The sequence below is a fragment of the Paenibacillus sp. GM2FR genome (assembly GCF_002803325.1).
GTDB classification, from domain to species: domain Bacteria; phylum Bacillota; class Bacilli; order Paenibacillales; family Paenibacillaceae; genus Paenibacillus_AQ; species Paenibacillus_AQ lautus.
Map to the genome: position 1 here is coordinate 28,200 of NZ_MKZM01000015.1, position 20,881 is coordinate 49,080.

General features: G+C 51.0%; 22 protein-coding genes. 1 reads left to right on the forward strand and 21 read right to left on the reverse strand.

Annotation, left to right across the window (positions count from 1 at the left end):
• Window position 1 precedes the first annotated feature (1 nt).
• From yabQ to pth, 11 genes are all read right to left on the reverse strand, one after another.
• Window positions 2–571 carry a spore cortex biosynthesis protein YabQ gene (yabQ, locus tag PAEVO_RS33195; protein ID WP_100541643.1) on the reverse strand — a complete coding sequence of 190 codons (570 nt, stop codon included), beginning with the start codon at window positions 569–571 and terminating at the stop codon, window positions 2–4.
• Window positions 568–849 (reverse strand): sporulation protein YabP, encoded by a 282-nt coding sequence (gene yabP, locus PAEVO_RS33200; RefSeq protein ID WP_009591926.1) that lies wholly within the window; start codon window positions 847–849, stop codon window positions 568–570. Before yabP ends, yabQ begins: the two co-directional genes overlap by 4 nt.
• A gap of 217 nt (window positions 850–1,066) precedes the next feature.
• Window positions 1,067–1,345 (reverse strand): RNA-binding S4 domain-containing protein, encoded by a 279-nt coding sequence (locus PAEVO_RS33205; protein WP_076326537.1) that lies wholly within the window; start codon window positions 1,343–1,345, stop codon window positions 1,067–1,069.
• The gene (locus PAEVO_RS33210; protein WP_009591918.1) at window positions 1,345–1,617 is read right to left on the reverse strand and encodes an HU family DNA-binding protein; all 273 of its coding nucleotides are present in this window, start codon (window positions 1,615–1,617) and stop codon (window positions 1,345–1,347) included. Before PAEVO_RS33210 ends, PAEVO_RS33205 begins: the two co-directional genes overlap by 1 nt.
• Window positions 1,618–1,783: 166 nt before the next feature.
• Window positions 1,784–3,298, reverse strand: a complete 1,515-nt coding sequence (gene yabN / locus PAEVO_RS33215) for a bifunctional methyltransferase/pyrophosphohydrolase YabN (protein ID WP_100541644.1) — start codon at window positions 3,296–3,298, stop codon at window positions 1,784–1,786.
• A 94-nt stretch (window positions 3,299–3,392) separates the two neighbouring features.
• Window positions 3,393–5,072, reverse strand: a complete 1,680-nt coding sequence (locus tag PAEVO_RS33220; protein WP_100541645.1) for a putative polysaccharide biosynthesis protein — start codon at window positions 5,070–5,072, stop codon at window positions 3,393–3,395.
• 198 nt (window positions 5,073–5,270) lie between these two features.
• Window positions 5,271–5,813: a stage V sporulation protein T gene (spoVT, locus tag PAEVO_RS33225; protein ID WP_100541646.1), complete on the reverse strand. Its 543-nt coding sequence runs from the start codon at window positions 5,811–5,813 to the stop codon at window positions 5,271–5,273.
• A 328-nt stretch (window positions 5,814–6,141) separates the two neighbouring features.
• Window positions 6,142–7,227, reverse strand: a complete 1,086-nt coding sequence (locus PAEVO_RS33230; protein ID WP_100541647.1) for a peptidylprolyl isomerase — start codon at window positions 7,225–7,227, stop codon at window positions 6,142–6,144.
• On the reverse strand, window positions 7,211–10,738 hold the full coding sequence (gene mfd / locus PAEVO_RS33235; protein ID WP_100541648.1) for a transcription-repair coupling factor: 3,528 nt from the start codon (window positions 10,736–10,738) through the stop codon (window positions 7,211–7,213). The genes PAEVO_RS33230 and mfd overlap by 17 nt, the downstream gene beginning before the upstream one ends.
• Window positions 10,739–10,924: 186 nt before the next feature.
• The gene (locus tag PAEVO_RS33240; RefSeq protein WP_100541649.1) at window positions 10,925–11,155 is read right to left on the reverse strand and encodes an anti-sigma-F factor Fin family protein; all 231 of its coding nucleotides are present in this window, start codon (window positions 11,153–11,155) and stop codon (window positions 10,925–10,927) included.
• A 125-nt stretch (window positions 11,156–11,280) separates the two neighbouring features.
• Complete coding sequence (gene pth, locus PAEVO_RS33245) at window positions 11,281–11,844, reverse strand: aminoacyl-tRNA hydrolase (protein ID WP_100541650.1); 564 nt, start codon at window positions 11,842–11,844, stop codon at window positions 11,281–11,283.
• Window positions 11,845–11,951: 107 nt separating this feature from the next.
• Here pth and PAEVO_RS33250 point away from each other — a divergent pair, with 107 nt between their 5' ends.
• Window positions 11,952–12,152: a hypothetical protein gene (locus PAEVO_RS33250; protein ID WP_071221084.1), complete on the forward strand. Its 201-nt coding sequence runs from the start codon at window positions 11,952–11,954 to the stop codon at window positions 12,150–12,152.
• A gap of 157 nt (window positions 12,153–12,309) precedes the next feature.
• Here the strand turns inward: PAEVO_RS33250 and PAEVO_RS33255 are convergent, their stop codons facing one another.
• From PAEVO_RS33255 to rnmV, 10 genes are all read right to left on the reverse strand, one after another.
• Window positions 12,310–13,263: a ribose-phosphate diphosphokinase gene (locus tag PAEVO_RS33255; RefSeq protein ID WP_006207421.1), complete on the reverse strand. Its 954-nt coding sequence runs from the start codon at window positions 13,261–13,263 to the stop codon at window positions 12,310–12,312.
• 81 nt (window positions 13,264–13,344) lie between these two features.
• Window positions 13,345–14,739, reverse strand: a complete 1,395-nt coding sequence (gene glmU, locus PAEVO_RS33260) for a bifunctional UDP-N-acetylglucosamine diphosphorylase/glucosamine-1-phosphate N-acetyltransferase GlmU (RefSeq protein ID WP_100541651.1) — start codon at window positions 14,737–14,739, stop codon at window positions 13,345–13,347.
• A gap of 110 nt (window positions 14,740–14,849) precedes the next feature.
• Entirely contained in the window at window positions 14,850–15,134 is a 285-nt protein-coding gene (gene spoVG / locus PAEVO_RS33265; RefSeq protein WP_006207419.1) for a septation regulator SpoVG, read from the reverse strand.
• A gap of 186 nt (window positions 15,135–15,320) precedes the next feature.
• Window positions 15,321–16,145: a pur operon repressor gene (gene purR / locus PAEVO_RS33270; protein ID WP_100541652.1), complete on the reverse strand. Its 825-nt coding sequence runs from the start codon at window positions 16,143–16,145 to the stop codon at window positions 15,321–15,323.
• 109 nt (window positions 16,146–16,254) lie between these two features.
• Window positions 16,255–17,109 carry a 4-(cytidine 5'-diphospho)-2-C-methyl-D-erythritol kinase gene (gene ispE / locus PAEVO_RS33275; RefSeq protein ID WP_100541653.1) on the reverse strand — a complete coding sequence of 285 codons (855 nt, stop codon included), beginning with the start codon at window positions 17,107–17,109 and terminating at the stop codon, window positions 16,255–16,257.
• Window positions 17,110–17,288: 179 nt separating this feature from the next.
• Window positions 17,289–17,471 (reverse strand): small, acid-soluble spore protein, alpha/beta type, encoded by a 183-nt coding sequence (locus tag PAEVO_RS33280; protein WP_009591920.1) that lies wholly within the window; start codon window positions 17,469–17,471, stop codon window positions 17,289–17,291.
• Between the two features lie 229 nt (window positions 17,472–17,700).
• Window positions 17,701–17,976, reverse strand: a complete 276-nt coding sequence (gene veg, locus PAEVO_RS33285; protein WP_006207415.1) for a biofilm formation stimulator Veg — start codon at window positions 17,974–17,976, stop codon at window positions 17,701–17,703.
• Window positions 17,977–18,265: 289 nt separating this feature from the next.
• Window positions 18,266–19,168, reverse strand: a complete 903-nt coding sequence (gene yabG, locus PAEVO_RS33290; protein ID WP_100541654.1) for a sporulation peptidase YabG — start codon at window positions 19,166–19,168, stop codon at window positions 18,266–18,268.
• A gap of 113 nt (window positions 19,169–19,281) precedes the next feature.
• Complete coding sequence (gene rsmA / locus PAEVO_RS33295) at window positions 19,282–20,166, reverse strand: 16S rRNA (adenine(1518)-N(6)/adenine(1519)-N(6))-dimethyltransferase RsmA (RefSeq protein WP_100541655.1); 885 nt, start codon at window positions 20,164–20,166, stop codon at window positions 19,282–19,284.
• A complete protein-coding gene (gene rnmV, locus PAEVO_RS33300; RefSeq protein ID WP_100541656.1) occupies window positions 20,163–20,714 on the reverse strand; it encodes a ribonuclease M5 in 552 nt (183 codons plus the stop codon). Before rnmV ends, rsmA begins: the two co-directional genes overlap by 4 nt.
• Window positions 20,715–20,881 lie beyond the last annotated feature (167 nt).

Genomic DNA, 20,881 nt, shown 5'->3' on the forward strand with positions numbered 1-20,881 from the left:
CCTAAAACCAGCGCTTCCACGCCTTAATAACCTTGTCCGCGAATTGCTTGCACCATGCCGGCAGCCTGACTCTGGATGTGATCGGTCTCAGCATCCATTTCAAAAGTCGCCAAAAAGGCATGAGGCATTTAAGGACTAAACGCAACAGCGACAGGAGAAACTTCCATAGAAACCTTAACAATCCCAAGATGAGCATCAGGATCCCTTTGATCGGATTCCACAATAACATACGGAACAGCTTGTACAAAAAGGACAGTAAGCCTTTTGTCACTTGAATTAACATTACCACAAAACGTTGGGTTATGACACTCCATAATAAAAAATAGATCCAAACCCCTATAAACAGGCCCACAAACACATAAAAACGCAGTTGACCGTCATTGGTCACATACAACATGCGAAAAATGAAGAAGGCTGCCGCAATCCAGTAAAGGAAGTCCAGGGTATGCTTGGACCATTGCGGGAAGCGGAGCTGCCCTGCCAGCACCCGGTAGCTGTCGAAGGCGACTCCCATCGCTGCTCCGGAGAAGAGCATCCAGAGCAGCGTGATCCATTGTACGCTGGGGTTCATTTAAACAGCTTACCCAGCAGACTCTTGTTCTTGGTCTGCGAACCGGGATTCAAGTAAATCAGTGAATGCACCTGACCTTCAATCGACAAAAGCCCCTCTTCCAGGCTGAGATTTTTAATATGTAAATTTTGCCCCCGAATGGTGAGATGCCCAAGCTCGGTTTGAAGCAGAAATTCTTCACTGTCAAAGCTCTCCACATTTTGGACACCCGTAATGTCCAGCAGCTTCCGGTTCTGCATCCGCAGGTCATGAAACTTACCCTTCCCTTGGTCGATCATGGCATGTACCCCTCCTTTTAACAATAGCTTATGGGAAGGTGCCTGTCTTTAGAACCGGAAGAAGACAACCGCTTCAGGAATGATCGTGACGCTGCGAGGATTGCCAGGTGAATGAAAGAGAGCAGGAACTCCACTTGTTTATACATCCAAGATAAACATAAAAACGCCCCCCGCACCATAGGGTGAGAGGGACGTTTGATGGAACGGCTCGGGCTGCTTACCAGTCCAATCCGCGATCTTTAACGATCGGTTCTTCCTTGACCAAGGTATAGAGGCTGGTTGCCTCATCTTTACGGGTTGTCTCGGTAAGACGCTCGACCCGGACGGTCACCAGCTTCTGGCCAAATTGGACGGTGATCTCATCGCCCAATTTAACCGTGCTGCTCGGCTTGGCCTCGCGGCCATTGATCAGCACCCGGCCTTGATCCGATACATCTTTCGCTACGGTACGCCGCTTGATTAACCTCGATACTTTCAGGAATTTATCGACGCGCATTATTTTACGGCTTCTTTAAGCTTGTTGCCTGCCTTGAACGCAGGAACGTTGGATTCTGGAATTTCGATCGTGTTGCCTGTTTGCGGGTTGCGGCCTGTACGTCCAGCGCGCTTACGAGTTTCGAAAGTACCAAAGCCGATCAATTGAACTTTATCGCCATTAGCCAAAGCTTCAGTAATTTCACCAAGGAAGCCGTTCAAGACGTTCTCTACGTCTTTTTTTGTCAATCCACTTTTACCGGAAATGTTGTTGATCAGATCTGTTTTGTTCATGAATTAAATCCTCCCAATTATCAGAAAAATATAAGATTTTACGGTTATTCGGTTAAACCGCCTTGCAATCTGCAAGATTTCACCATTAATGATTATTCTGGATGCCTTGCGGAATTCCTGCCGCAAATCCCTATTTTTTTATTTTTTACGTGAAAAAATGCCTTTTTCACTCATCGATACTGCCGTATTGTGCCGATCCCGATTTAGCTGCTTGCCATAGGGCTTCCATCTCGTCCAGGGTACTTTCCTGCAAGGTTTTCCCCTGGGCGGCAAGCTGCTCCTCTATGTAGCTGAAGCGACTGACAAACTTCCGGTTCGTTCTCGAAAGGGCCTCTTCCGGGTCCGCTCCGATAAATCTTGCCGCATTGGAGACCGCGAACAACAGATCACCGAGCTCGAGTGCCGTATCCTCATCAGACTGACCCTCGGTCACCGCCTGCCTCAGTTCACCGAGTTCCTCTTCAATCTTCTGGAACACGCCTTCGATGTTATCCCAATCGAAACCAACCTTGGATGCCTTCTTCTGGAGCTTGTACGCCTTCATCAATGCGGGAAGATCCCGCGGGATGCCATCCAGTGCCGAGGCCTTCTCTGGTGAGAGCCCCTTGCGGCGCTTCTCTTCCGCTTTCATCTGCTCCCAGTTCTGCAGGGCAGATTCTGCGTCTTTGGCGCTGCCCTCACCAAAGACATGCGGGTGACGGAAGATCAGCTTGTCATTCAGCGCTTGAATGACATCATACACCGTAAAGGTACCGAGCTCCTCTTCCATCTGAGAATGCAGCATAATCTGCAGCAGCAGATCCCCAAGTTCCTCCTGCATATGCTCAGGATCATCCTCATCAATCGTCTCTAATACCTCGTAGGTTTCTTCGATCAAATTTTTGCGGATGGATTCATGGGTCTGCTCACGGTCCCACGGACAGCCCTCAGGGCTGCGCAGAATGCCAACGATCTCATGGAGTCTGGCAAACGTTCGCTGCCGAAGCATGCTGTCTTCGCTTCGAGGTACGTAGACCAGCGACAGATTCCCATATCCGTCGATGCGATCGAGCTCGTAGAGCGGCACGCGCTGGATCACTTCCTCGCCCTCAACGCCCAGCGCATGGCCGACGATGACCGGATAATCGTCCGGATACAGTTCCATCAGCGCCAGTTTAACTTCCGAAGCGGTAAACATGTCATACACCTGGCCGATCAGGGTATGCAGCTGCGGCTGGATGGCGCTTGCCCGAAGCTCAGCCGCATCGAGAAGCTGGAAGCCCTCAATGGGATCGAAACCAAGGCGAACGAAGGCCTCATCCAGAAAGCTCTCACCGCCGAGCACCGTAAGCGTCACATTCTCTCCCGGGCAGCGCTCCCGTAATAACCGAACGGTTGCCTCCGCTACCATCGGATGCCCAGGCACCGCATAAACGAGCTCGCCATCCTCCTCGGCAGCTTTGGCCAAGTTGATTAGCGCGGATGCAATGGATTCGTACACCTCGGGAAAGGTGTCATGCGCCTCATACACATGGTCAAACGATTCCGGGTGAATCTGGAACTCATTCAACGCAGTGATGACGGGATGAGATAATGTACGCACATACACCTTCGATGCCCGCTGCATGGTTTTTATGATACCTATCGTCAATCGATCCGGATTGCCAGAACCCAAGCCGACCACCGTAATGGATGCACTCATACGCTACTTCCTTTCGTCTTCGTCCGCCTTGTCGACGTCATTATCGTACACTACTATATCACAGAAGATCAAACATCTCACAATTCGGCCCGGTTCAGCGCAGCACACGCAGGGCCCGCAAGAAGGCCGCCAGCGGTCTTCCGACCTTCGGCAGCATCCGAAGCTCCTCTTCGGTGAGGAGCTTCATGAGGGCGGCGCCGATAAGGAAGGCGCCGCAGCCGGCCGCGACGCCGCTCAGGCTCGCAGCCGCGTGGGTGAGGCGGCCTGAGGCGAAGCCGGCCGCCGTCAGGATGCCGCCGGAGGCCTCACCTGCGCCCCAGGCGGCCAGCGACACCGCTGCGAGGACCGGCAGCGTCCTCGCAAGCATGCCGCCGGCGTCAAGGCGGGCGCCGGCGCTTCGCGAGAGCAGCGCGAGGTTGAGCGCGGCGGCGGTCAGATGCGCAGCCACGCCGGCGATGGCTGCGCCGGTAATGCCAAACTGCGGCACCAGCAGCAGGTTGAGCAGCAGCTTGAGCCCAGCCGCAGCCAGCAGATGAACCGCCGGGGCTTTGACAATGCCTATCCCCTGAAGCAGTGCAGCCGTTATCGTGCTCAGTGTACCCCCGGCAGCTGTAAAAGCAATCACCTGCATCGTCGCCGTCCCTGCGGCGTCTTCGTACAGCATGATGTTAATCGGCTCAGCCAGCACCGCCAAGCCTACGGAGGCCGTCATTCCGATCAGCCAGAACCAGCGGAGGGCCATACGGGTTTGGCCTGCAACCCGGCTGGATTTCCCCTTGAACTTGGCCTCCGCCAGTGCAGGGATGAACAGAACCGACAACGAGGTGGCCAGCATCGTAACCAACTGGACGAGCGGCAGTCCGCGGTTATAGACCCCAAACTCCGCCATCGCCATTGCTTCGCCCAGTCCGCCGGATGTCAATAAACGGGGCACCGTGAAGGTATCCACCAGTCCAATCAGCGGAACAGCGAGCAGACTAAGACAGACCGGAATTCCATAAGCAAGCAGGCGGCCTAGCACAACACCCGCTCCCTCTCTAGTTACATCGGCACGCAGCCCCGTTTCGTTCATACCCGCTGCTTCGAATCCGTGATCAGCTTCTCCTTGAATTTTACTCCGAGTTGCCCGGATATGCTTGCGCCAGTATAGTCCCATCACCAACAGACCGGCGGCACCACCGGCAGCAGATCCCAGCAGCGCCCCGGCGGCAATCACGTCGGGATCGGAACCGGCACGGATCATGTAGAGCAGCAGCACAATCATGACCCCGACACGGACAATCTGCTCCGTAATCTGGGAGATGGCCGTCGGCACCATATTGTGAAGCCCTTGAAAATAACCGCGCAGCACCGACATCCAAGGCACGAATGCCAGCGCCAACGCACCTGCGCGGAGGGCCGGTACAACCTGACTGCTTCCAATCCACATCCCGATTCTCGGAGCGCAGACGTACATCAGGAAGCCGAGAATCAGACCAAACAGCACCAATGCGGCGGAAGACAGGCGGAGCAGGCGATGACCGTCCTCGGTGCGCCCTTCGGCCTCGTATTCAGCCACATATTTGGAGACCGCCGCGGGAAAGCCAACCGCCGCTATCGTAATAATCATCATATAGAACGGATATACCGTATTGTAGATGCCAAAGGCGGCATCCCCACCCATATTTTGCAGCGGTATTTTTTGCAGTGTGCCAATCAGCTTGGACAGAAGCGCGGCCGCACTAAGGATAAAAGCTCCCTGCAGCAGCCTCGCCCCTGTTTGATCTGGTTTCATATCCTCTTCCAATCCCCTAGTTCCGTATCACAGACTAACCATCATGCAGATGCTGATGCTGCCATGTGTACCTCCATTATAACCAAGGGCGGGAGAGTGGTACAAAAAAGGAACCGGATAACAAAAACTCCCAGCTGCCGATTGACCCTGTGATCAACGTTCAGCGGGAGTCTCCATCCAAGGATTCATGTCCTCGTCTTACTGTTCCATTTGCTTGCCGAGGAAGCCTGCGGCGGTTTCAGACATCTTCACTTCCATCTCACCCATGTTCACGGATTCGTCCTTGTTCAGCAGTACGACACTGCCAATCGGGTCTCCTCCAGCAATGATAGGCGCAGCGACAAAAGCGGACAAAGCCTCCGGATTGTCTTTGCTGATCTCATACGTACCACTGTTGCTTTCCAGCACCGTCTTGCGGTTTTCCATGCAGTTTTCCAGAAGGTTGCCGATCGGCTTGTCCAAATATTCCTTCTTGGAGCCGCCTGCTACGGCGATAAATGTATCACGGTCCGATATGATCGTGATGTGACCTGTGCTCTCATAAAGGGACTCTGCATATTCCTTCGCAAAATCACCTAATTCACCGATCGGTGAATATTTCTTCAGAATGACTTCTCCATCCCGGTCAACGAAAATTTCCAGCGGGTCGCCTTCGCGAATCCGCAGTGTGCGTCTAATTTCTTTTGGAATGACCACGCGCCCGAGGTCATCAATACGGCGGACGATACCAGTAGCTTTCATGTCACTTGTTGCCCCACTTTCATAAGAAGATTTTTCAACTACTGTTCCATTCGGGAAGAGGATGTCCCCAGGTATATAAGAGTTAATGTCTGACCATAGTATTCATCCATTCCCAATTCCTTATACATCATCTACCCTCTGTTGGTTGCGAAATCCAAAAATAAATATCATCCGAAAGGGACTGATGTCTGGGGAGAAAAAATCCATAACGCGCGATTTCGCACGTTATGGATTCGAAGATCCCACCATTTCATCCATGCGCTGGCCATCATATCCGGCATTACCCGCAGCGCATCACAAATATCATGCCCGATCGCTTGTCCACGGCTTATTTACCCGTGTCTTCCTTGCCTGCATCCGGTGTTTGATCACCTTCCGCCGGTTTGTCGGTGGTGCCGTCTGTCTTCTGGTCACCCGTGCCTTCGGCAGGCTTGTCCGCATTCTCGCTCTTCGGAAGATTCATGCTCTCAATCAGGTCGTTGAGCTCATTCTGCATAAAGTTGTCGATCTTCGCCGAAGCAAGCTCATTTCGAATGCCTTCCTTTTGATCGGCTGGAAGCTTGTCATAAGCCACTTCCTCGCGCTTCTCCACTTTCATGACATGGTAGCCGTAATCGGTTTCTACCGGATCGCTGATCTTGTTAAGCTCAAGCGTCAGAGCTTTTTCCTTGAATTGCGGTACCCAACTGCCTGCCGGTTTGTTCTCATACAGGCCTCCACTGCCCTTGGTGCCCGGATCCTGGGAGTATTCCTTCGCAACTGCGGCAAAATCCTCGCCTTTGTTCAGCTTGGACTGTACTTCCTTGGCAATTTTGAGCGCCTCGCCTTCCGGTCTTTCCTTGCCTTCCGTATCTTGAAAAGCAATCAGGACATGACGAACACTGATGTTGGTGTAATCCTTCTTATTCGCCTCGAATTCCTTCTTGATATCCTCTTCGGTTACCTGATTCTTCTCATGTTCCATAACGGTCATGACGCGAAGCATATAATTTTTGAGGTCATCCTCCGTCAATTTCTGCGATTCAAGAGCAGCCTTAAACTGCTCCTCGCCCATCCCGCTCTTCTGCTGCTTTAACAAATCACCCGCTTGCTTCTCGGCAGCTTCCTTCGCTTTATCGTCAGCTTTGGCGTACAGGTATTCATAGGCTACCCCCTGTTTCGCCAAATACTCTTTAAATTCATCCATTTGTAAAAATTGGGCGTATTCCGGGGACATGAACTGAATCATACGCTGTTCCAGGTCAAATTCCTTCTCGGTAATTTCTCCACCCTTATATTTGACGATCACTTTGCTATTATCATCTTCGGTTCCCTTAGTCTTGTCGTTTCCGCACGCAGCGATCATCGACATGGATAGAACAGCTGTGATGGATACAATAAACGTCTTCCATGCCTTGTTATTTCTTGACGGCATTTTGTAGTTCTCCCTTCAGGTTGAATGGCCCTTTTGCGGCCTCCAGGAATTGCTCCAGCAATTCTAACAGTTGTTGATCGGAAAGTCCCTTGCCTTTGATTCGAATGGCCATAGCAGGCCCTTGTTCAAATTGTACACGTCTTTCGAACTTATTTCCAATTTGCGCAAGTCCAGCTGTATCAACCGCCTTATCCTGCCCTTCATAAAACTGCAGCAGCACATCATCGCCGCGCTGGATAATGGAGTCGATCCCGTACGTACGACCATATACCTTCAAGCGGGAGACGGCAAGCAGGTTACTAACCGCAAGCGGCAGCTCGCCAAAGCGGTCAAGCAGCTCATCCTCAAGCTCAGCCGATTCGTCGATAGTCGATACGACAGCCACCTTTTTATAAATTTCGATCTTCTGGATGCTGTCATAAATGTAATCAGACGGCAAGTAAGCGTCAATCCCCAGGTCGATGGAGGTGTTCCAGTCCTTCGATGGCAATGGCGGCTCACCCAGCATGCTGACTTTGCGTTTCTGTATCTCCTCGGCCAGCATCTGTGAATACAGGTCGAACCCGACGGAAGCAATAAAGCCATGCTGCTCCGCTCCGAGCAAGTTGCCCGCTCCTCGAATCGACAGGTCTCGCATCGCAATCTTGAATCCGGAGCCCAGCTCTGTAAATTCTTTAATGGACTGCAGCCGCTTCTCGGCCACCTCCGTCAGCACCTTATCGCGCTGGTACGTGAAATAAGCATATGCGATCCGGTTGGAACGTCCGACGCGTCCGCGCAGCTGATACAGCTGGGAGAGACCCATTTTGTCCGCATCATGCACGATGAGCGTATTTACATTCGGAATATCCACACCCGTCTCAATAATGCTCGTGCTAACCAATACGTCATATTCGCCGTCCAGGAAGTCGAGAATGGTCTTCTCCAGTTCCGTTTCCGACATTTGACCGTGTCCCACGCCCACTCGGGCCTCCGGTACCAGCATGGATATTTGGGCTGCCATCTCCTGAATGCCCTGAACCCGATTGTAGAGGTAGTAAACTTGACCGCCCCGGGCCAGTTCTCGCTCGATCGCCTCCCGCACCAGGGTCTGGCTATGCTCTACGACATAGGTCTGCACTGGAAAGCGATTCTCCGGCGGTGTCTCGATCACGGACAAATCCCGAACGCCGAGCATCGACATATGCAGCGTGCGCGGAATCGGCGTTGCCGTCAGCGTCAGCACGTCGACATTGGTCTTCAGCTTCTTCAATTTCTCCTTGTGCGTAACGCCAAACCGCTGCTCCTCATCCACGATCAGCAATCCCAGATCTTTGAACACAATATCCTGCGACAGCAGTCGATGTGTTCCGATCAGAATATCGACGGAGCCCTGCTTTACTTTCTTGATCGTCTCATTCTGCTCCTTACGGCTCCGGAAACGGCTCAGCACCTGAATGTTGATCGGATAATTGGCAAAACGCTCCCGGAACGTCTCGTAATGCTGCTGGGCCAAAATCGTCGTCGGAACCAGTACCGCAACCTGCTTTCCTTCGATCGCTGCTTTAAAGGCAGCGCGAACCGCCACTTCCGTTTTCCCATAACCGACATCACCGCACAGCAGCCGGTCCATCGGCCGGTTCTGCTCCATGTCTTTTTTGATTTCGGTAATGGCTCGAAGCTGATCGGGTGTTTCATCATATGGGAACATGTCCTCGAATTCCTGCTGCTCCGACGTATCTTTCTCAAACCCGTACCCCGGCGCAGACTGACGCTCGGCATACAGCTTGATCAGATCGTCGGCGATATCCTGAACGGAAGAACGGACCTTGTTCTTAACCCGCGTCCATTCGTTTCCGCCCAGCTTGTAAACCTTCGGCTCCTTATCTTCGGAACCGACATATTTCTGGATGAGATCGATCTGCTCAATCGGAACGGACAGCTTATCGCCCCCGGCATACAAAATATGCATGTAGTCCTTATGGATTCCGTTGATTTCGAGCGTCCCGATCCCCATATATTTCCCGATACCGTGGTTTTGATGCACCACATAGTCGCCGACCTTGAGCTCTGTATAACTCTTGATGCGCTCAGCGTTGTCCATATTCTTCGTGGTTTTGCGTGTTTTTCGCTGCTTCGAGGAGAACATCTCGCTCTCTGTAATAATGGCAGCATGAACCGAAGGCATCTCGAAGCCATTCTGCAGATGCCCCTCGAACATAACCGGCTCTTCGATACCATAGTCCATCAGTACCCGCCGCATGCGATCCATCCGCTCTGCATCGCCTGCCAGCATCATGACCTGAACGCCCGACTTCTTCCAGCGCTCCATCTCTGCCTTGAGCACGTTCATCTGACCGTGGAAGTCCTGCATGCCGCGCGTAATCACATTGACGATATTCTGCGGCTGCATTCTTGGCACCTGACGCAGGAAGATGGAGATCAACAGACTCTGATAGGGATGCTGATAGATCAGTTCTTCCGTATCCAACGACAACGGCAGATCCGGCAGCGATTTGCCATTCTGCATCAGATGCAAATTCCATTCCGCTTCATCCCGCTCCAACTGCTTGGCTGTTTCCAGCAGACGTGCAGGCTCATCCATAATCAGAATCGTATCCTTTGGCATGTAATCATACAGATTGGTCTTCTCCGGATACAACAGGGAGATATATTTATAGATTTCAGGGAAATATATCCGCTCGCGCAGCATCTCAACTTCCCGGTGTATTTCATCCCGCAGACGGAGCTTGGCCTGACGATCACTCATGCGTTCTAGCTGGGTCTCCAGCAGACGGACCACGGTATCTGCTGTACGGCTGAGCCGCTCCGAATCTGCGATAATTTCCTTGCATGGTGTAATGGTGACTTCCCGAACCTTGTCAATCGAGCGCTGATCCGCCGGATCGAAGGTACGAATGGAGTCGATATCCTCATCAAACAGTTCTACACGGTACGCCATGGTCGTTGTCATCGGATAAAAATCGATAATACCGCCGCGGACACTCATCTCGCCGCGGCTCTCGACGCGCTCCACCCGTTCATATCCCATCTCGATCATCTGGTTCAGGAAGGAATCCAGCACGAGTGTCCCGCCGTCTTGGAGCACAATTCGGGCATCGGACATCACTTCGGGAGCGGGAAGCAGGCGACGCACGCCGGAAAATGGTGCAACGACAATACCCCGGAAGCCTCTGGCACAACGGACGAGTACATCAATCCGCTGCGCCAGAGTCTCGGGGCTTGAAACGGCCGATTCGGCCGCTACCAGTTCATTCGCCGGGTATAACAATACTTGATCCGATGAGAGCGCTTCCTGTAAATCATCCGCAATTTTCTGAGCTGAAAACATATTATGAGTGACAACGAGCAGCGGGCGCTGCTGGTCTTGGTGCAATGCAGCCATTAAGATCTGCCTGGACGACCCGGAAAGACCGGAGATCAATTGCTCCCTCATGCCGGCATGGACGCCAGCCGTTATGGATTTGAAGTCCGAATCTTTCGAAAATACATCAATAAGTGCTTGTAACAAAAGGGGGCACCTCTCTTATGCAAAAGAAATGAATTTCCTAGACTCTATTTCTCATGGAATTTTAGACGATTGCCAAAAAATTATAACCGAAAAGAAGCCTTGAGCAAAACTGCCAAGGCTAGAGCAGCGGCAGAGCCTGCCGCTGTATGTCTTCTACCAAAAAACGTCGTGTACCCCATTATACTCTCATTGCAGGGGATTTGCCAAAAGGCTAAGTTCCGGATGGGCTTCAAGAGCTTCTCTGCAATGATCGCAGGTTACCCGGACCATCACTTCTCCGTCAAAATCATAGGCTATTATATCCTTGCGTTCCTCAGGGGTCAAGGAATCAAATCCAAGACGGGCTTCGGATACGTGATTGGAGTCGATGCGGCCCTGAAACGCCCGACAGTGTCTACAAACATAGGTTATCGCCATCATATGCCTCCTGAAGGTCGTATATACCTTCAGTATGCCCGGATTTCCCTCGTTTAAGACTTCGATCTTCCGGTTCTTATGCCTTTGGAATCATCTCTCGAATACTTCCATCCTATGATGCTTTTCTAGGATTTGTTAAACTTCGCCATCGTCTGTTCAAAGGTGTGGTCCAGACTGAATTCCAGCGCGTCACAGGTCTCCTCCACCATGCTCTGCAGCTGTTCGCGTTCCTTCTTCGGAAAAGTGCCGAGCACATAATCCACAATGGCATAACCCGGCTCTGGCCTCGATATGCCCATACGGACGCGGTTGAAGCTCTGAGTCCCGGTATGCTGAATAATGGATTTAATGCCATTATGTCCTCCGGCACTGCCCTGATATCGCAGGCGGATCTTACCGACGACGGTATCCAAATCATCATAGACCACAATCATGTCCTCAAGACTCACTTTATAATAATCCATATAAGCACGTACGGCCTCGCCCGAAAGATTCATGAACGTCATCGGTTTGATCAGGACGGTTTTGGTGCCGCCAATCACTCCCTCGGCGATGACCGATTTGCATTTATTCTGATTGAACTTCATGCCGTGTCGCTCTGCCAGAGCATCCAGCGCCATGAACCCAACATTATGGCGTGTCTTCTCATAATTTGAACCGGGGTTGCCCAGTCCGACAATCCATTTCATCACAGGTTGATTCCTTTCACGATTTATACTTTCTTCTTTGCGCATTTCTGAGTACAATATGAACAAAACCTATCGGCGTTATGCCCTCATAAGAAGGTGAATCGGCATTGAAAGCTTTCGAACAGAAGTTAACGCACCACAGCCATTTTCAATACCATATGAAGCATGGCATCCCTGTTCAAGTCTATGAACTGGGTTGTCACATAGACGTGGGTCTGATCACTGCAGTCGACGCCTATTTTGTCGAGCTTGAGGGGACGCTGTACAACCGGAATACCTTCACTTTCATCTCCAGGCCCGGATATTGACACATGCCTGTGCCGCATTAACAGGCTGAAATTATGAAAACGTTTTCTTTGTGGCTGTTCACCTGCTCTTGCTAAACCCCTAAGCAGCAAAGTCGCCATAGCCGACAAGGGTTACATCTCCTCATGAGGAGATGTAACCCTGCCTTTACACGGTTTATTATTCTATTTCAAACAATTTACTAATCGACAATTCCTCATGAACCCGGATGATGGCTTCACCCATTAACGGAGCAACCGACAACACTGTCAGCTTGCTGCTAGGGTTCGGATTGGTGATCGGAATGGTGTCTGTTACAACAACTTCCTTCAGCGGGGAGTTTTCCAGTCGCTCATGGGCAGGGCCCGAGAGAACCGGATGTGTACAGCACGCGTAGACTTCCTTTACGCCGCCTTCCATCAACGCATTGGCACCCAGCACAATCGTACCGGCGGTATCGATAATGTCATCGATTAGAATGGCGGTCTTGCCTTCGATATTCCCGATAATGTTCATGACTTCACTGACATTCGGCTCCGGGCGGCGTTTATCAATAATCGCCAGCGGCGCATTCAGGAAATCAGCAAGCTTTCTCGCGCGAACCACACCGCCGTGATCCGGAGATACAACGACCGGGTTCTCGATCTGCTTTGAACGGAAATATTGGGCAAGAATCGGCACGCCGAGCAGATGATCCACCGGAATATCGAAAAATCCCTGAATCTGCATCGCATGCAGGTCCATCGTAATGACGCGATGAGCTCCTGCTTTTTCGATCAGGTTCGCAACCAGCTTAGCGGTGATCGGATCCCGCGAACGCGCTTTGCGGTCTTGACGAGCATATCCGTAATACGGAATAACCACGTTGATGCTCTTCGCAGATGCCCGCTTGAGCGCATCCACCATAACCAGCAGTTCCATCAGGTTATCATTCACCGGCAAACAAGTAGACTGCACAATATAAACGTGGCAGCCCCGCACGCTCTCGGAGAGCTTTACTTGAATCTCGCCGTCGCTAAAGCTGGTTGTATGCGATTCCCCCATCGGAATGCCGATATAATCGGCAATTTGATGGGCAAGTTTAGGATTGGAATTACACGTGAATATTTTTAATTTAGAATCAAGATAAGTCATAGAATAAAAACCCTCCGTGCTGGTTCGTTGAATTAGGTATCCGATCACCGCTTCATATCTTGGTTAAAGGAAGCAGGGATATTACGATTTCTTGTTCTTCTTGGCGATGGCGCGTGCCCGGATCTTCTCTGCATACCCTGGCTTGTTCTCCTGACGCTGTCTGGCGATGGCCAGATCATTGTCCGAAACGGAATGCGTAATGGTAGAGCCTGCAACAATAAATGCGCCCTTGCCCACTTTCACCGGTGCAATCAAATTCACATTACTGCCGATAAATGCATCATCTTCAATTTCGGTAATGGACTTATTATAACCATCATAGTTGACTGTAATCGCACCACAGCCGATATTAACGTTTTTGCCGACTTTGGCATCACCAACATAACTGAGATGGGATACTTTAGAGCCGTTATCAATCGTGGCGTTCTTCACTTCGACGAAGTCGCCCACCTTTACATCATCCCCCAGCTTGGCGCCTGGACGAAGATAAGCAAACGGTCCTACCGAGGTCCGAGAGCCGACTTCAGCGCTGCTGAGCACCGAATGTTTGACGCTAGCACCATCCGCGATAACGGAGTCCTCGATATCGGTATCCGGTCCGATCACGCAATCTTCACCGATCACCGTGGTCCCTTTCAGGACGGTACCGGGATAGAGCACCGTATCTGAACCAATCTTAACATCGGCTCCGATATAGGTTGAAGCCGGGTCAATGATCGTAACACCGTTCAACATGTGCGTGCGGTTGATACGCTCTCTCATGAAGCCTTCAGCTTCGGACAGCGCCAGGCGGTCATTGACGCCAATCGATTCCGCGTAATCATCCGTCTGATAAGCAAGCACGGTCTCGCCGGCTTGTTTCAGAATACCGATGCAATCGGTCAGGTAATATTCCTGCTGCGCATTCTGGTTGGTTACATTGTCCAGTGCAGCGAATAGCTTTTTATTGTCAAAACAATAGGTACCGGTATTAATTTCAGTGACTGCGTCCTCTTCCGGACTGCAATCTTTCTGCTCAACAATCCGAAGTGCGCTGCCATCCTCGCCTCGAATGACCCGGCCGTAGCCTTTCGGGTTATCCATATGCGCGGTAAGCACCGTAGCGGCAGCATTGTTGCTTTCATGAAGCTTCAAAAGATTCTCCAGTGTCTCGGACGTCACCAGCGGAGTATCCCCGCAAATGACAATCGTGGATCCCTCTTCGCCGCCAAGTAATTCCTTGGCTTGCTTCACAGCGTGACCCGTTCCGAGCTGCTGCTCCTGCAGTACATACTCGGCTGCGTCTTGCAGATAGGTGCGAACCGCTTCCGCGCCGTGACCTACGACCACAACACTCCGTTCACAGTTTACCTGCTGTACGGTTTGTAATACATGTCCGACCATCGGCTTGCCACAAACAGGATGCAGCACTTTATATAGTTTGGATTTCATACGTTTGCCCTGCCCAGCGGCGAGCACAATAGCAAATCTTTTCAAGGGCCATGCCTCCTCCTCTTGAACTCACTACTGAATATATATCATTCTACAAAAAAAGAAAAGAGAGCCACAGGTATGGCTCTCTTTTCCTTGAACCCCAATTGTAAATCTTAAGCGCCTTCTTCAATCACTTCTTCTTCAGTAGCCGCTCGCTCATACTCGGCCAAGACAGCCGATTGAATTTTCTCGCGAGTACCGGAAGAAATGGGATGGGCAATGTCGCGGAATTCTCCATCAGGAGTGCGTTTGCTCGGCATTGCAACAAACATTCCATTGTTTCCGTCGATGACGCGAATGTCGTGAACGACAAATTCATTATCGATGGTAATGGATGCGATTGCCTTCATTCTCCCCTCAGAGTTAACACGGCGGAGTCTGACATCCGTAATTTGCATATGTGTTCACCACCTTTTTCCATCAGAGACTTGGTGTATAATTCCACACAGCAAACCAGAAATCCTTCTTTTTTCTAATACAAAATGTCCTAAAAACAGGAATTTTTTTTAGAATGTGATATTTTCGACAGACTTCGGGCTAATTCGAATGAAAACGCTATTATATCGACAAATATCGCGACTCTATTATTCGAAATAATTACCAGGGTTGACGGTAATTCTCTTCGTTTTGGAGTCGACATCGCTTAAGATGGCCAGTGAAATATAGTCCTCCAGAAGTCTTTCCTCGGTTTCCACCGCTCCCGACTCCACCAGCACACCGACACCTGCGACTTCGGCATTAAATTCACCCAGCAGATCGACCATTCCTTGAATGGTACCGCCTGCCTTCATGAAATCATCCACAATCAGCACGCGGGAGCGCTCCTTGAGCGCCCGGCGGGATAATGACATGGTATGAATGCTCTTGTGTGAGCCCGATACATAATTGATGCTTACGGCCGATCCTTCCGTCACTTGATGGTCCCGGCGAACTAGTACGACCGGCAGGTTCAATTGCGCCGCTGTCGCATAGGCCAGTGGAATCCCTTTGGTTTCCACGGTCATGACCACATCGATATCCCGGTCAGAGAACGCCGTGGCAATGATCTTGCCCGCCTCGTTCATCAGCGAAGGTTGTCCGAGCAGATCAGACATGTATAAATAACCGCCCGGCAGAATCCGATCCGATTGCTGAAGCTGCTGGCACAGCTCCTCCGCAAACCGCAAGGCATGATCTTTGCGCAGCTTCGGAATGTATCTGACTCCTCCCGCTGCGCCGGCCAGCGTCTGAAGCTCTCCGAGTCCCTCGCTCTCGAACACGTCCTTAATGATCGCCAAATCCTCACTGATGGATGACTTGGCTGCTCCATATCGCTCGGCGAACGTTGTCAGCGGAATCAGCGTATGCGGTTTAGATAGTAAATATTGGGTCATATCGACCAATCGTTCGCTTCGTTTTAATTTTTTCACCTAGGGTTCCTCGCTAAATCCGAATATTATATGTTAAATATAACACCTTTGTACGTATTTATACAACTTTGTTTGAAATTCGACCCCGAATTGTCAAACATAACCGTTTCTAAGTCAGCAGGCGAACGGCATATACTTCCTTGCAGAATCCCCGCAGGCCGTTATAAATCCGGGCTACTTTGGATTCCTTGGAGACCAGGCCGAAGACGGTAGGGCCGCTTCCGGACATGAGCGCACCGTCAGCTCCCAATTTCAGCATTCCTTCCTTCAGCTGCTGAACTTCCGGGTGCATCTTCAACGTAACCTCCTCCAGCACGTTTCCCAGCGATTGGCACATCTGCTGGAAGCTTCCTTGCGTGAGTGCCTCTACCATTCGCTCTGCCGATGGATGGCGCTGAATTTGCTCGCTGCGCAAACGGCCGTACACTTCCGCCGTCGACACATTGATCGGCGGCTTCGCCACGATCACCCAGCACTGCGGCGGGTTCGGGATCGGCGTGAGTATCTCGCCGCGCCCCGTAGCCAGTGCGGTGCCGCCCGTTACGCAGAACGGCACATCCGAGCCAAGCTCTGCGCCGAGTGCGAGCAGCTCCTGCTGGGGAATGCCCAGTCCCCAGAGGCGGTTCAAGCCTCGCAGTGTTGCCGCTGCATCACTGCTGCCTCCTGCGAGTCCCGCGGCAACGGGGATTTTTTTGTCCAGGTGAATATGCACACCCTTTTTCACGTCGTAGCGCTCTTTGATTAGTCTTGCTGCCTGAAAGGCCAAATTCTTCTCGTCCAGCGGTATGTACCCTGCCTGTGAGGTGATGATGATGGTGTCCCGCTTCTGTTCGGACATTTCGAGCCGATCGGCGAGGTCGATCATCGTCATGACCATCTCTACTTCATGGAAGCCGTCAGGACGTTTATGAAGTACATCCAGCATCAAATTGATTTTGGCCGGTGCTTTTTCGTATATTTTCAAGAACGTTCACCTATCCTTAGCTTTTCCCATATGCTTGAACTTAACATATTCGAGGAAAAACATCTAATGCCTCTATATTAACAAACTCAGGCTTTGAAGTCATGGGACCGTTTGATTGGGGGTAAACAAACAGGGGCTTCCGCTTAACCGGAAGCCCCTGCCGCGTTATGGTCTTTCTGTTACAGATCGGATTTGCGGGCTGCCCGCTCGGCGAGCTCAATCGCCCGTTTTACCATGTTGCCGGCATCCTTGGCCTTAATGCCTCCCCAGCCTTCTTTTTCCACGGTATCGTAGAATCCCAATTCCTTAGCCAATTCGGTCTTCAATTGATCGGACATGATGCTTCGTCTTCTCCTGCTCATCAATCCCGCCTCCTTGGAAAATGTATTGAGTATGGCATGAACAGCATCCGGCGCGATGCAGTAGCTTTGAACCCTGCAAGCTTAACCTCCATAGCCGCATATGGAACGGATGAAGAAGCCTTCGCGCAGCCTTAGTATGTGTTCAACCCCCTCTTGTCATTCCCCCCGGATTGATGGCAACAAAAAACAGCCTCCCTGTAAGTGGAGACTGCTCTCTCATGACATATCGTTATGACTTGATATAGGTGATTCGCATCTCGTTGTCATCACCGGTTACCATGATTTCCACGGTTTCGGTCAGAATATCGGCATAACTGTAGGACACACGTTTAAAAGTTTGCTGGTCTTGATCCAGCTTCACAATGAAAACAGAAGGGTACGTTTCTTCCAAAACACCAGTACGCTCGACGGTCTTCCGACGGCCACCGTTAGCCCGAAGCGTAATTTTTTGCCCTAAATGGGCATCGAGACTGCGTTTGATTTCCAACAGCGCGTTTTTAGCCATTGTCGACGACCACCTCTTTCCTTGTCCATTATACAAAAGATTCAGTCATTTGTCAATTCAAAAACATTAATTATATCAGCATCAAAAATATATTGTCAACGTATTTTTTTTGACCCTGTATTTCTCGTGTGCATTTGCTTTAATATGCGCTAAATTGACAAGCTTTATGTATTTTTTTTGACAACTTTCTTAAAGAATTGAAACAAAAAATAAAAAACCCCAGCTTGTGGGGTTCTTCTCGGGTCTTTCTCCAATGGCCGATACGCCACCTTCAGAACACAGTACGGACTTAACTAACCGAAGGCGTAACCTTCAACGTGGACAAATCCTGAAGCTTGGGCAGACCGATCCGGTAGCTGCCTCTCGTCTCGATTCCGCCCACGCCCTGGCTGCCGCTGATCGTATGATGAACGACATCATGGATGTTCACGGTATCCCTGACCGACGTATAGGCTGCCTTGGCGGCAACGTAGACGGGATCCAGCGCATGGATGAGGATTCGCCCTGGTGAGCTGGCAAAATTGGCTCCAGCCTGCAGCAGCGCTTCAAAATGCGATTGGCACGCCCCGGCTACAATGACCAGGGAATCCAGATTGCGCTCATATTGACGCGCTACCTGAATGGCCGTAACAAAGTTGTGTGAATTCTTATAGCTGTCCAGGCTATATAAATCGTATGGCTGTCGTCTCTTCAGAACTCCATCATGACCTGTAATTACAACGATATCAGGTCTTACCCGCGGAAGAAGACGATATAATGAATCGGCCATCCCCGACTCATTGATATAATGGCCTTCCGCTGGGACCCGAAGTTGATTGTACAAGGTCAAACTCTTTTTCAGGTATTGGGGATCTCCATCCAAATGCAGTACCTTGCCCGGCACGTCAAAATATCCTTTATCCGCAAGCTGTCCGCCTTCAATATTGCGCAGGCTCGCCAGTTGACGCTCGCCCTGCTCCTGTCTGTGCTTCTGCAGGCGGTCCAGCGACTCATTGGCTTTGATCTGTGCCTGCTTTGTTCGTTCGCTTAAGGTGGGATGCGGGACCGTGACCAGATCATCAGCGGGAGCATCGGCCAGTAACCGGAATTCCGTCCCTTTGATGACAATATTATTATTTTGCCGCATGCCTTCTACCCGGAACGTTACATCGCCGCCGTAGGATTTACGAACGACCAAGTCTCCCAAGTTCATCACAACATCACCCCTACCCTATGGTATGGGCCACTGTGACTATTGGTTCTTACGAAACATCAATTTATCGCGTTGAGACCTTCACGGGTCTTATGGGCTCTCTAATGGCTGTATTAACGTATATCCGCATTGTACAATATGTTGCTAAGCCGGGCATACTCTTCAATACTCAGGGTCTCACCGCGCCGTGAGGGCTCGATGCCCGCTTCCTGGAGCAATTGTTCCAGCCGTTCACGACCTTCTCCTGGAAAAAACCGGCTCTTCAGATTGTTGGCAATCGTCTTCCTCCGCTGTGCGAAAGAAGCCTGGACCACCTCGAAGAAGAACCCTTCGTCTTCTACGCTGACAGGAGGCTGTTCCCGGACCGCCAGGCGGATAACCGCCGAAGCGACATTCGGCTGCGGGATAAACACCGTGTGCGGCACAATACAGACCAGCTTAGGTTCACTGTAATATTGAACGGCAATACTAAGGCTGCCGTAATCCTTGCTTCCCGGTGCCGCTGCCATCCGCTCTGCCACTTCTTTCTGAATCATCACCACGATATTCTCCAGCGGCAGCTTTTCCTCCAGCAGCTTCATGAGAATCGGCGTCGTTACATAATACGGCAGATTGGCAACCACACTTACCTTCGATACGTCCGCGAAATCCTGACGGAACAGCTCATGAAGATCCACCTTCAGTACATCCCCATGATGCACCTTCACATTCTCATAGGGCTCCAGGACCTCCCTCAGGATGGGAATCAGGCGCTGATCAATTTCGACCGCGGTGACGGTTCCTGCCGTCTGTGCCAGCTTCTCGGTTAATGCACCGATACCAGGACCGATCTCAAGAGCTCCCTTATCTTCATCCAGTCCTGCAGCTTCCACAATTTTATACAGAATATTCTGATCAATGAGAAAGTTTTGACCCAGACTCTTCTTGAAGGAGAATCCATGCCGTGAGATGATCTCCTTCGTCCGTCTTGGTGTTGATATATCCTCGATCCGATTCATTGGCTTACGCCCCCTTCTTCCAGTTGTGCAAGTGCGGCCAGAAATTCTTCACGCGATATTTGAAACATGGCCAATCGTTTATGGAATTGCTTGCTGTTGCAATATCCGATCCCCAGCAGATTCCCCATCGCCATACGTCTTGCCGCCGCCTCCGGGTGAGCTGATAATCCAGCCTCCAGCATGTCCTCCAAGCTGATCAGGCTCTCTCCACCCTCAAAGGAGGTATGAACCCGCTCGAGCGCACGCCGTATCGCCTCTGGCGAGGCATTCTCCACGCCGATATCCCCTTTGCGGGTAGCATCTGCTTCCGGAATAAAGGCATGCTTGCAGCCAGGCACCCCCTGATCCACGATTTTGCGGATCCGCTCCCCTGCATGATCAGGATCCGTCAATATAATAACGCCTCTGCGCTCCTGGGCAAGCGCTATGCGTTTCAGGATTTGCTTGTTGATCGCTGAACCGCCCGTTTCGATCGTATCGGCGTCTACGGCCCGTTTAATGGCAACGGTATCGTCTCTGCCTTCCACAACAATCACTTCTTTAATCATGCGTTCGTTCTCTTCCTTCCCAAGCAAAGCAGGCCTGTACAACTTTAAGGTTCAACCAACTTAGCCTTAAATACTCCGTTCTTAACAAAACAAAAGAAGAGGAAATATTCCCTCTTCTTGATCATCATATATTATAAGCTAAATAGTATAGCATTAGAATGGCAATG